General features: G+C 56.2%; 11 protein-coding genes. 4 read left to right on the forward strand and 7 right to left on the reverse strand.

Features of this window, described 5'->3' with window-relative positions; translation table 11 throughout:
- Nucleotide 1 precedes the first annotated feature (1 nt).
- From MIH18_RS09375 to MIH18_RS09385, 3 genes are all read right to left on the reverse strand, one after another.
- Nucleotides 2-1,366: an HDOD domain-containing protein gene (locus tag MIH18_RS09375; RefSeq protein ID WP_249014382.1), complete on the reverse strand. Its 1,365-nt coding sequence runs from the start codon at nucleotides 1,364-1,366 to the stop codon at nucleotides 2-4.
- 90 nt (nucleotides 1,367-1,456) lie between these two features.
- Nucleotides 1,457-3,532, reverse strand: a complete 2,076-nt coding sequence (gene recG, locus MIH18_RS09380) for an ATP-dependent DNA helicase RecG (protein ID WP_249014383.1) — start codon at nucleotides 3,530-3,532, stop codon at nucleotides 1,457-1,459.
- Between the two features lie 7 nt (nucleotides 3,533-3,539).
- On the reverse strand, nucleotides 3,540-4,496 hold the full coding sequence (locus MIH18_RS09385) for a hydrogen peroxide-inducible genes activator (protein ID WP_249007527.1): 957 nt from the start codon (nucleotides 4,494-4,496) through the stop codon (nucleotides 3,540-3,542).
- Between the two features lie 74 nt (nucleotides 4,497-4,570).
- Here MIH18_RS09385 and MIH18_RS09390 point away from each other — a divergent pair, with 74 nt between their 5' ends.
- The gene (locus MIH18_RS09390; RefSeq protein WP_249007526.1) at nucleotides 4,571-5,449 is read left to right on the forward strand and encodes an NAD-dependent epimerase/dehydratase family protein; all 879 of its coding nucleotides are present in this window, start codon (nucleotides 4,571-4,573) and stop codon (nucleotides 5,447-5,449) included.
- Here the strand turns inward: MIH18_RS09390 and MIH18_RS09395 are convergent.
- From MIH18_RS09395 to gmk, 4 genes are all read right to left on the reverse strand, one after another.
- The gene (locus tag MIH18_RS09395; RefSeq protein ID WP_018402560.1) at nucleotides 5,446-5,832 is read right to left on the reverse strand and encodes a RidA family protein; all 387 of its coding nucleotides are present in this window, start codon (nucleotides 5,830-5,832) and stop codon (nucleotides 5,446-5,448) included. The genes MIH18_RS09390 and MIH18_RS09395 overlap by 4 nt on opposite strands.
- Nucleotides 5,833-5,932: 100 nt before the next feature.
- On the reverse strand, nucleotides 5,933-8,056 hold the full coding sequence (locus MIH18_RS09400) for a RelA/SpoT family protein (RefSeq protein ID WP_249007525.1): 2,124 nt from the start codon (nucleotides 8,054-8,056) through the stop codon (nucleotides 5,933-5,935).
- Between the two features lie 158 nt (nucleotides 8,057-8,214).
- Nucleotides 8,215-8,427, reverse strand: a complete 213-nt coding sequence (gene rpoZ / locus MIH18_RS09405) for a DNA-directed RNA polymerase subunit omega (protein ID WP_026223933.1) — start codon at nucleotides 8,425-8,427, stop codon at nucleotides 8,215-8,217.
- A gap of 83 nt (nucleotides 8,428-8,510) precedes the next feature.
- Nucleotides 8,511-9,155 (reverse strand): guanylate kinase, encoded by a 645-nt coding sequence (gene gmk / locus MIH18_RS09410; RefSeq protein WP_249014384.1) that lies wholly within the window; start codon nucleotides 9,153-9,155, stop codon nucleotides 8,511-8,513.
- A gap of 266 nt (nucleotides 9,156-9,421) precedes the next feature.
- On the opposite strand from gmk, the gene MIH18_RS09415 reads away from it, so the two are divergent.
- The 3 genes from MIH18_RS09415 to MIH18_RS09425 are packed head-to-tail and all read left to right on the forward strand — an operon-like array spanning nucleotide 9,422 to nucleotide 12,174.
- Nucleotides 9,422-10,510 (forward strand): CaiB/BaiF CoA-transferase family protein, encoded by a 1,089-nt coding sequence (locus MIH18_RS09415; protein ID WP_249014385.1) that lies wholly within the window; start codon nucleotides 9,422-9,424, stop codon nucleotides 10,508-10,510.
- A gap of 12 nt (nucleotides 10,511-10,522) precedes the next feature.
- Nucleotides 10,523-12,025: a deoxyribodipyrimidine photo-lyase gene (locus MIH18_RS09420; RefSeq protein ID WP_249014386.1), complete on the forward strand. Its 1,503-nt coding sequence runs from the start codon at nucleotides 10,523-10,525 to the stop codon at nucleotides 12,023-12,025.
- Nucleotides 12,025-12,174: a DUF2256 domain-containing protein gene (locus tag MIH18_RS09425; RefSeq protein WP_249007521.1), complete on the forward strand. Its 150-nt coding sequence runs from the start codon at nucleotides 12,025-12,027 to the stop codon at nucleotides 12,172-12,174. The genes MIH18_RS09420 and MIH18_RS09425 overlap by 1 nt, the downstream gene beginning before the upstream one ends.
- Nucleotides 12,175-12,176: the final 2 nt, after the last annotated feature.

Raw genomic sequence — 12,176 nt, forward strand, 5'->3', positions numbered from 1 at the left:
GTCAAGGCGTTAACATGCCGACCATCTCCAGCACGCTATCGCGATTGGCAACCAGCTGATCGAAACGCTCGCTTACCCGCTTCGCGTCCAGTCCTAACTGTCGGTATATTCCGGGGGGAATCGGCTCACCTACTCCCAGTTCCACACCGCGTTCAATCAGCAGCTGCCGTGCCAGCCAGAGCACCTGGCTATAAACTTGGTGCTCGCCCGCAGCGGCAGAATTTTTGTGCTGACGAATGGCACTGGTTACCTCCGCCGGCATGCTCCAGTTTTCCATCAGTTGCGCTGCAATCTGCCCGCCGGTAATACCCAGCAAGTGGCGCTCGACGATGGACGAGTCCAGGCCCGGATTGACCTCCTGCGCGCGGCAAAGCAGGCTGAAATGGGGCGGGAATAAATGAGCCAGCACCAGAGTGCCGAAATTGTGCAGCAAGCCAGCCAGGTAAGCCAAACCGAAAACAGGGCGCTCAGCGCCGGTTATCAGGCTGGCAAGCAGCCCGGCACCGTGAGCCAGCCAAGTAGCCTGCTGCCAGTAATCCAGATAGCCGCGAATGCCGTGTGCCGGTGTGCGCAGCACCCGACCTAGCGATAGCCCCATTGCCAGGTTCATCACCATATCAAATCCCAACACACGGGATATAGCATCGTGCACCGAGTTTACCCGGCCGGGAGCCGCGTAAAACGACGACGATGCCCAGCTGATGACTTGCGCTGCAAGGCTGGGATCGCTCTCCACAATGTCGACCAGATCAGCCATTACAGAATTGGGATCTGTGCGCAGGCGAATGATACGGCGGGCCGTTTCCGGCAGCGGCGGTAGCTCCAGCGTGTCTTCCAGGCGTTGACGTATCCGCAAACTGGTAAAGCGCTTGATGGCAAAATGAACCTGATCACGATCATTTCCGTGGTCTGCTACAGCCTCGGCCAGGGGCGCGACAGCAACTGCGCAGCCCAGGCGATCGGCCTCACCGCACAGATTTATAAAATCATTAGCGGGCATAACCATGGCCAAGTGAGGATCTTGCAGGACCAGGGCCACTGCAGAGCCCGCATCTACCGCCGAATCGATAACCGTACGCCAGCCAGTCAGAGCCGGCAGCGCAGGCAGCTCAGCCAATCCCAGCCGGTCGCACAGCCTTTGCTGTTCGGCAGCCGGCAGCAGTGCGTAACTGTGGCCCAGCTGTGTGTTCAGCGTTTCAAGGTCCAGCAAGTCACAGCTGCGGTAAATTACCTGAAGCTTGTGGCAGCCGTCGCTAAGCAACACCATTCGCAGCAGTTGATCCGGGTCGGCTTTATCGACATCCCGCAATGCAACGCTGGTTGCGCATTCGCCAAGAGCCTGGCGAACCGTGGCCGGAACTTCCATTGGACATAACCTCGTGTTGATCATTCTTCCGTTATCACAGCAGCCCACCTGGGGATAACAACGTTGCCCTTCATCAAATGCAGATGAGATTTAAACTTCACCGTAGCGGGTTTTTTCACCCAACCAGCGCCGCAACAGGCCCTGCACCGCGGCTTTATTGCCCATAAGTCGCGGCGCTAATTCACGAACCACTTCAATCCAGTGCTGGTCGCGCTCGAAATCAGCCAGCCTGAACTGCATCATGCCAGTCTGGCGAGTACCCAAAACCTCACCGGGACCCCGGATTTCAAGGTCTTTTTCCGCAATCACAAAACCGTCCTGACTGTCGCGCAAGGCCTGCAGCCGCGTTTTACCGTTCAGCGATAGCGGTGGGTGGTACATCAGCACGCAGTAACTGGCCTGTTCGCCACGCCCTACACGGCCCCGCAACTGGTGCAACTGGGCCAGACCCAGACGTTCAGGATTTTCAATAATGATCAGCGACGCGTTGGGCACATCCACCCCCACCTCTATTACGGTGGTGGCCACTAAAAGGTCTAACGCACCGCCCTTAAATTCCGCCATAACCTCGGCTTTTTCCTTACTTTTCAATCGCCCGTGAACCAATCCAATGCGCAGGTTTGGCAGGCGCTCGGCGAGCTCGGTCGCACTTACTTCTGCCGCCTGACACTGTAACACCTCGGATTCTTCGATCAGTGTGCACACCCAGTACGCCTGCCGCCCGGCCTGACAGGCATTGCGTACCCGCTCTACCACATCATCACGGCGACCGTCGGGCACAACAATGGTTTCGATGGGTTTGCGCCCCGGAGGCAGCTCGTCGATGACTGATGTGTCCAGGTCGGCGTAGGCACTCATAGCCAATGTACGCGGAATCGGCGTGGCAGTCATAATCAGCTGGTGGGGCGCCAGCGTGCCGGCGGCGCCTTTTTCCCGCAATGCCAGACGCTGATGAACGCCAAAGCGGTGCTGCTCGTCAATAATCACCAACGCCAGACGATCGAATGCCACATCGTTCTGAAACAGCGCATGGGTGCCAATAGCAATACTGGCGGCACCGCTTGAAACCGCCTCCAGGGCTTGCTGGCGCGCCTTGCCTTTCACTTTGCCCGACAGCCAGGTGAGCTGGATACCCAAGGGCGCAAACCAAGCGCAAAAATTCTGATAGTGCTGCTCCGCCAGAATTTCAGTGGGCGCCATCAAGGCCACTTGAGTGCCCGCCGAAACGGCCTGCAAGGCCGCCAGCGCTGCGACCACGGTTTTGCCGGAGCCTACATCGCCTTGCACCAAACGCAGCATGGGTAGGGGCTGGGTAAGGTCCTGGCGGATTTCCTGAAGCACCTGGCGTTGAGCGCCGGTTAGGCGAAATGGCAAAGACTCTAAAAAGCGCTCGCTTAAATCGCCCTGCGGCAGCAACGGCAACGCCTGGCGCGTCTGAATCTGTTCGCGCACTTGTAACAGACTTAGCTGGTGCGCCAGCAGTTCTTCCATTACCAACCGCTGTTGGGCTGGATGGCGCCCTTCCAGCAATTGCGCCACCGAAGCGCTAGCGGGTGGTGAATGCACCAGTTCTACCGCGGCGGTGATGGCCGGTAACTGATAGTCCACCAATACCCAGGGCGGCAGCCAATCGTAAATGGGGTAACGCTTCAAATACGCTACCGCCTGCTGGCACAAAGCCCGCACCCGGGGCTGCTGAATACCCTCGGTAAGTGGGTATACCGGCGTTAATGTGGCGCTGCCTTCATCCGCCATAGGCGTCGGATTGGTCTGGTATTCGGGGTGATACAGCTCGTAGCCGGAACGGCCCGCCCGCACTTCACCAAAACAGCGCACCAGGGTGCCTTCGGCAAGCTGGTTTTTCTGGGCCGCGTTAAAATGGAAAAAGCGCAGGCTGACAAAGCCGCTGTGGTCTTTGAGGGTGATCTGCAAGCTACGACGCCTGCCCATCACAATATCGGTTTTCATGACCTCACCTTCCACCACCGCCACGTCGCCAATGCGCAGGCTGCCCATGGCGGTGATGCGGGTGCGATCTTCATAACGGTGGGGCAGGTGAAACAGCAAATCCTGAAGCGAAGCGATACCCAGCTTGCCCAACTTTTCTGCGAGCGCGTTGCCCACGCCCTTAAGCTGGGTGACCGGTATATCGTCCAGTGCCATCATGGCCGGCCTAGCCCTTAGCCGCTGCTGGCTTGGCGGCACTGGCCTTTGCCACAACCCGGCACTGGCTCGCCGCCAGCGACAGCACGTCAATGGCTTTGGGCCGCGGGAAAGTGACCCGCCAAGCCAAAGCTACCGTCCGAAAGGGCACGGGCGCAGCAAATGGCCGTACCGCCAGCACACCTTCGTGATAGTGCATGCCGGTGGCCGCTGACAGCGGCACAACGGTCACACCCAAGCCCGAGGCTACCATGTGGCGAATAGTTTCCAACGAGCTGCCCTCGGTCACCAGCGTGGGGCCATTGCCTTCGCTGCGCCGGGTAACGGTCGCAACCAAAGGCGGGAAGGACTCCAGCACCTGGTCGCGGAAGCAGTGCCCCGGCCCCAACAGCAGGAGCTGCTCTTGCGCCAGCTGTTCCGCGGTAATTTCATCGCAGGCGGTCAGCGGATGATCTGCCGGCAGCAGTACCACAAAGGGTTCGTCATAAAGCGGCAGGGTAACCACTTCGGCTTCCTCAAACGGCAACGCCACAATGATGGCGTCCAGTTCTGAATGGCGCAGTTTCTGGCGCAGACTCGCGGTGTAATTTTCTTCAATATACAACGACATGTCTGGCGCAGCGCGCCGCAGCTCCGGCAGTAAATGCGGAAAAAGGTAGGGGCCTATGGTGTAAATGGCACCGACCTTTAGCGGAGAGCTAAGCTGGTTCTTGCCATCCTGGGCCATATCTTTAATCACACCCACCTGGTCCAGCACTCGCTGCGCCTGCTCAACAATGCGCAGCCCGCTTTCGGTGACCCGAATGTTGCTTTTACTGCGTTCAAACAATGGGATACCCAACTCTTCTTCAAGTTTTCGTACCGCCACACTGAGGGTCGGCTGACTAACGTGACAGCGCTCCGCGGCGCGGCCAAAATGCCTTTCACGGGCGAGCGTAACAACGTATCGTAACTCGGTAAGAGTCATGGCGGGCTCCGGTGCTGAACAGCGTTCAGTGTCGACTTTATCTATGGTTCAAAGCATAAGGATTGATATTGTCTATGGCAATCGCTGAAAGCCTGAAAAACCAACGAATTTTGCTGGCCGGGTGCGGCAACCTGGGGGGCGCCATTGCCACCCTGCTGCTGCAATCCGGGGCCGAAGTGTTTGGTCTTCGCCGCAGAACGGCTCAACTACCCCAAGGTATCACGCCGGTAGCCGCGGATTTGACCCAGCCCGCGACCCTGAAAAACACACTTCCATCACGGCTGGACCAGGTTATTTATTGCCTGACGCCCTCCGATTATAACGAACAGGGCTACCACGCGGCTTATGTGACCGCCCTGGAGAACCTGCTGGTTGAATTACAGGGGCAGGCGCCAAGCCGGTTGTTCTTTATTAGCAGCACCGGGGTTTACGGGCAAGACGATAACGGCTGGGTGGATGAGGAAAGCCCTACGCAGCCGAGCGGGTTCAGCGGCCAGCAGGTGTTGCTGGGAGAGCAAACGGCTTTGGCTAGCCGTATTCCCGCCACAGTGGTCCGGTTCAGCGGCATTTATGGCCCGTCGCGCCAGAGTTTTCTTCAAGCGGTGATCGATGGGCGACTGAATCCGCCGACCCACTCACATTACAGTAACCGAATTCACGAACAAGACGCTGTTCGGGCTATCGTGCATTTAAGCAACATGGCGGCGGAAGGTGACACTCTGCAATCCTGCTATCTGGCCAGCGACTGCGAGCCGGTTCGGCTGGATCAAGTGGTGCAATGGGTTCGCCAACATACCGATTGCGAAAAGCCGGCCGAGGACGCTCGCGGTGGTGGCCGGGTAGGAAGCAAACTGTGCAGTAACCGGCGTCTGTTGAAAACCGGCTTTGAATTTCGGTATCCGGACTTTCGCGCCGGATACCGTGAGCTGATTAATCAGCGCAAAGGCGCTTAGGTCAGCACCATCACCGCTTCCATTTCGATGGGTACGTCTTTTGGCAGCGCAGCAACGGCCATCGCTGCGCGGGCCGGGTAAGGCTTTTGGAAGTAAGTGGCCATAATTTCGTTCACAACCGCGAAATTGGCCAGATCGATCATATAAATGTTCAGCTTGACGATATCCTGCAATGAGCCGCCGGATGCCACACAAACTGCTTTCAGGTTCTCGAATACCTGACGGGTGTTTGCCGCAAAATCGCCCTGTACCAGCTCCATGGTTTCTGGCACCAGCGGAATCTGACCAGAAATGTACACGGTGTCACCGGCCTTTACGGCCTGAGAATAAGGCCCGATTGCTTGCGGTGCATTTTCGGTTTCAATAATCGATTTGTTGGTCATGGTTATTTATATCCCTGTTGTTAATAAATAAAAATCCTCACCCGCCATAACGCCAGGTGTTAAATCTGACAAACCTACGATAGCAGAGACCCATGGGCCTTTAGTAGCGAACCCGGCTGATGTGGGTAACCGCCCGAATATTGCGTACCCGTCGCATTACCCGCGCCAGGTGGTGGCGGCCGGTCACGTGTACCACCAGGCTGACAACGCCAAAACGAGCATTTTGATCTTCCACGTTAATGCGTTCAATATTGCCGTCGGCCATTGCTACTGCGCTGGCCATTTCCGCAATAATGCCACGCTGACGCTCCATTTCCACCCGCAATTCCACCGAAAATTGATCGGTAATGTCCTTGGCCCATTTCAGATCGGTCAGCATGGCGCGGCCCTGCTGGTCATCTGGCAAGTGTGAGCAGGTATCTGAGTGAATCACCATGCCGTTACCCGAATCCATGATGCCCACAATCGGGTCACCAGGAATGGGTTTGCAGCAACTGGCAAATTTCAGCAGCAGGCCGTCTGAGCCGCAAATGGTCACCGGGCCCTGGCGCCCGCTTTCCTGAAGCGCTGCAGCCGCCGGGGCATCACCTTCTGTCTCCGGCGCGCCCACCACCAACTGGCGTGCCACCAGAAACGCCATACGGTTGCCCAGGCCAATTTCGCTCACCAGATCCTCAAAGCTGTTGACCTGATTGTGAGCCACAACCCGCTGCTTCTGCGCGTCAGTGATATCACCAAGACGCGTACTGAAACCTTTTAGGGAACGCTTAAGTAACGTATGGCCCAGTTCAATAGATTCCGCATGCTTATCACTTTTCACCACATGGCGAATACTGCCTCGGGCCTTGCCGGTTACCACAAAGTTGAGCCAGGCGGGGTTCGGTCTGGCGCCGGGCGCGGTGATAATTTCCACCGTCTGGCCACTTTGCAAAGGTTGGCTTAGTGAGCCCAGATTGCGGTTGATACGGCAGGCCACGGTAGCGTTGCCAATATCGGTATGGATGGCATAAGCAAAATCCACCGGCGTAGCACCGCCCGGCAGTTCCATGATTTTACCGCGGGGCGTAAACACGTAAATTTCGTCAGGGAACAGGTCTTCTTTAACGCTTTCAATAAACTCCAGCGAATCATCAGCGCGCTCGCGCATTTCCATCAAACCCTTCACCCAGCGGTCTACCCGGGTCTGGTTCACGCTGGTGCCGTTAGACGGCTCATTCTTGTACAGCCAATGGGCGGCAATACCGTTGTTGGCAATGTGCTCCATTTCTTCCGTGCGAATCTGAACTTCGATATTCACGTGCATACCAAACAAAGTGGTGTGCAGCGACTGATAGCCGTTCACCTTGGGCATGGCAATATAGTCTTTGAAACGCCCGGGCATGGGCTTGTACAAACTGTGCACGGCACCCAAGATTCGATAACAATCGTCTTCATTGTCGGTAATGATGCGGAACGCGTATACATCCATGATTTCATGAAATGATTTCTGCTTGAACTTCATCTTGTTATAAATGCTGTTCAAGTGTTTTTCGCGCCCTAAAATCCGGCCGGGCATGCCCCGCTCTTCCAGCTTTTCGTGCAGACGGCCACGAATTTCATCAATGATTTCCCGATGGCTGCCGCGCAGCTTGGTCACCGCTTTGGAAATGAATTTCGAACGCATGGGATACATCGTCGAGAACCCGAGGTCTTCCAGCTCCGTCGAAATGCTATGCATGCCCAAACGATTAGCGATGGGTGCGTAAATGTCCAGTGTTTCAGTCGCGATGCGTTTACGCTTTTCATAGGGCATAGGGCCCAAGGTGCGCATGTTGTGCAGGCGGTCCGCCAGCTTTACCAGAATCACGCGAATATCGCGGGCCATGGCAAGCGTCATTTTCTGGAAATTTTCGGCTTGGGCCTCGGCGCGGGTGCGAAATTCAATCTGGGTCAGCTTACTGACGCCATCTACCAGCTCGGCGACATCCTCACCGAACTGGTCAGCGAGCGCATCTTTGGGTATGCCGGTGTCTTCAATCACATCGTGCAGCATGGCGGCCATCAGGCTTTGATGGTCCAGCCGCATTTCAGCAAGAATGCGGGCGACGGCCAAGGGATGGGTTATGTAGCGGTCACCACTCTTGCGCATTTGCCCTTCGTGGGCCTGTTCCGCAAAATAATACGCTCGGCGCACCTGATTGATGCGATTGGTGTCCAGATAGCTGCTTAGCTCTCTGGTTAACATGTCTACCGCTGCTTCTGATGACACCGCGCCCTCACCTATTTATTAACCCCGGAAACAAAAAAACCCGAATGCATGCATTCGGGTCCTTCCATAGTCCTTAAAGCACGCTGCTATAGTGACACTATAAAACCGTGTGGACAGATTTCAATGCCTTATTACTAATCGTCCAAGTCTTCAGTCAGCAACGAACGGCTGACCAAACCCGCAGCGATTTCACGCAGCGCGATAACAGTCGGCTTGTCGTTTTCTGGCGGTACCATGGGCTCCGCACCTTTGGTGGCAATCTGGCGCGCGCGTTTGGTAGCCAGCATCACCAGCTGAAAGCGGTTATCAACGTGTTCAAGACAATCTTCAACGGTAACTCGTGCCATGATTTCCCCGACAAATAAAATGACTGATTTTGCAGACCAGCCAGTGTACTGCCAGGCAACCAATTTGTATACCGTAAAAGCCCTTACCCGTGCAGCCCGCGATGATTGCAAAGCCCAACCAAAAGCGCAGCATGGCGCTGCTGTTGCACGTTCATACGCAAACGCTGGCCGCGAACAATGGCCAGCAAATCCGCCAGGGCATGGTCGAAATCGTCATTAACAACCAGATAATCAAACTCGACGGCGTGGCTACACTCATCTTCAGCCTCCGCCAAACGCCGCTCAACCACGTCTGCGCTGTCGGTACCACGGCCAATCAGGCGCTCCCGCAGTGTTTCGGCAGACGGCGGCACAATAAACACACTCACACAATCGGGTTGCAAACGCCGAACCTGTTGGGCTCCCTGCCAGTCAATTTCCAGCACGACGTCACGGCCCGCCGCTAGAGTCTGGCGCACCCATACCTGCGACGTACCGTAGTAGTTGCCGAACACGTTTGCGTGTTCCAGGAAATCGCCGCAGCCAATCATAAGCTCGAATTCGCTGCGGCTGACAAAATGATAGTTCACGCCATCCTGCTCACCGCTGCGCATCGCTCGGGTAGCGTGTGATACCGACACCCCAAGCTTCTCATCGTGCTTCAGCATTTGCGCCACAAGGCTGGTTTTACCGGCCCCGGAGGGGGCAGAAATAATAAACAGGGTGCCCTGCTCTCCGGCATGACTCATGCAAATAACTCCCCAATCTGTAATGGCGGCCTGTAGGCAGAACCGTTAAACAAGAAATTATACGGCGTTTGGCCTGGCACCGCACCCCAGCGCTTGCCAACTGCTACTATTGGCGCAATTGACTCACCTTGCCGTCACTTTGAGGAAACCCTGCTGCCCGAACTGGATATGATATACACGGCCTGCGGTCGCTGAAGCCCGCTGGAGCAAAGACCTGAACTGGCGTTTTTCCTGCCACAAAAAAATCTGCACAGGATAGGCACACGATGACAAAGCCACTCAACTCTCTGAAAGTTCTGGACTTCAGTACACTGCTACCCGGGCCCTTCGCCACCATGGTGCTTGCTGATCTCGGCGCAGAGGTACTAACAATTCAAGCCCCTGATCGCGTTGACTTGGTTCGCACCATGCCGCCCTTCGACGGCGATCTGGCCACCGGGTATTCCCTGCTAAACCGTGGCAAAAAATCATTAGTACTCAACCTGAAAGATCCGTCTGCACAGGCTTTGGTAAAAACACTGGTGGCGGATTACGACATTGTGGTGGAACAGTTCCGGCCCGGAGTAATGAACCGCTTCGGGCTCGATTATGAAACCTTGCGTGCCATTAACCCCGGTCTTATTTATTGCGCCATTACCGGCTACGGCCAAACAGGGCCTTACAGGAATCGCGCGGGCCACGACATCAATTACCTTTCGCTGTCGGGGATTGCCAGCCATTGCGGCCGCAAAGCCGGCGGGCCGCCGCCCATGGGCATTCAAATTGCTGATATCGCAGGCGGCTCCCACCACGCCGTGATGGGCATACTAGCGGCGGTTATTCAGCGCCAGCAAACCGGACAGGGCGTATTTATTGATATCAGCATGACCGATGCGGCGTTTGCACTGAATGCCATGGCCGGCGCCGCGGCCATCGCCGGTGGCACTGACCAGATGCCGGAACAGACGCTGCTTAACGGTGGTAGCTTCTATGATTACTACCAAACCAGCGACAACCGCTGGCTATCGATTGGCAGCCTGGAGCCCCAGTTTTCAAAACGTCTGCTCGACACCCTGGAACTGCCCGAACTGGCCGCGCTGGCACAAAGCTCGAAAGCCGAAGATCAGCACTTTCTGAAAGAGGCGCTCAAAGCCAAGATTTCCGAACACACACTGGCCCACTGGCAAGCGCTTTTCCAGACCCAGGACGCCTGCGTGGAACCCGTATTAAGCATTGCAGAGGCGGCAAATCACCCACAGATTATGGCTCGTGGCCTGGTGCGCGATGTTGACCGTGGAGACGGCGTTATGCAGAAACAGATCGGGAGCCCGATTCGATTCGTATCGCACACAAGAACCGAAACAGACTCACAATAGTGGCAAGGCGCCATGCACCCAGAGCAATCGTTCGTTAATGTAGTGTGGTTTAAACGCGATCTCAGGCTGACGGATCACGCTCCCCTGTCTGCTGCCTGCAAGGCCCGATTACCTATTATTCTGCTGTATGTGGTGGAGCCCTCACAGAGGCAGAACCCCCACTTTAGCAAGCGCCATTGGCGCTTTATCATTGAGTCGATCAGCGCTATGAACAACCAGCTCACACGTGCTGGTTGTGAGGCTAGCGTTACGCTGGTGCACGGCGAATGCATTGAAACCTTGGAGCAACTGCAACAGCACCACCGCATTTACACGCTGTTCAGCCATGAAGAAACCGGCGATGCCAGCACCTTTGAACGCGACCAAAAAGTAACACACTGGTGCCAGCAGCAGGACGTACACTGGCAGGAATTTGCCACCAACGCGGTGATTCGGGGGTCGTTTAATCGCGATGGCTGGGACCGTCACTGGCAGCAGGTAATAGGCGCACCGCAGCAAAACGTTGATCTGCAGCAACTTCGCGTTATACGCCCAACAGCTCTGCCCGACTGGCAACCGCCCAACGAATGGCAGCACCCCGATTCGCAGTTCCAAACGGGCGGAGAGCTCGCCGCAAACCAGTGGATGGATAGCTTTTTCAACGCTCGGGGCCGGTTTTACAGTGGCTCTGTATCTAGCCCCATCGCAAGCCGCACCCATTGTTCGCGGCTTTCACCTTATTTGGCCTTTGGCAATCTCAGCCTACGCCAGGCCTATCAGAAATACCGCGCCAACCGACAAAACCCGGGCTGGGACCGGTCACTGCGAGCTTTTGCTTCGCGCCTGCACTGGCACTGCCATTTCATTCAGAAATTTGAAAGTGAATGCGCCATGGAACAGCGGCCAGTGAATCGCGGTTATCTGGCTTACCCCTACCGCACAGACGATGGCGTAAACGCCGACCTGGCAGCCTGGCAAGAAGGCCGCACCGGCTACCCGCTGGTAGATGCCTGTATGCGCTGCCTGCACGCTACCGGCTACATCAACTTTCGCATGCGCGCCATGCTGGTGAGTTTTCTGTGCCATTTACTGAATATCGACTGGCAGCGGGGCGTACATCACCTGGCGCGGCTGTTTCTGGATTACGAACCGGGTATTCATTATTCGCAGTTTCAAATGCAGGCCGGGGTCACAGGCATTAACACCATTCGGATTTATAACCCGGTACTGCAGTCGCAAGAACAAGACCCACAGGGCACGTTTATTCGCCAATGGGTGCCGGAGCTAGCAGAGCTGCCAGACACTCTATTGCATAAGCCTTGGTTACTGACGCCGATGGAAGAACAGATGTTCGGCCTGCACATTGGTGACCACTACCCAGCACCGCTGTTCGAACTCGCGCCGGCAGCTGCTGCTGCCAGGGATCGTTTGTGGGCTTGGCGCAGCCGGCCGGACGTAAAACAGGAAGCCGAGCGCGTATTACAACGCCACGTGAATGCCCCCGGCAGTAACAACTTCCATCAAAGAAGACGCTAATGGCCGCCAAACAACCTTTGCCGCAAAAAACCTGCCCCACCTGCGGGCGCCCCTTCGACTGGCGTAAAAAGTGGCAAAACTGCTGGGAACAGGTAGTGCATTGCTCGGAACGCTGCCGGCGTAATCGTAATCGGGGAAAAACCGGTTAAAG

The sequence above is a fragment of the Marinobacter sp. M3C genome, assembly GCF_023311895.1.
Classification (GTDB): Bacteria; Pseudomonadota; Gammaproteobacteria; order Pseudomonadales; family Oleiphilaceae; genus Marinobacter.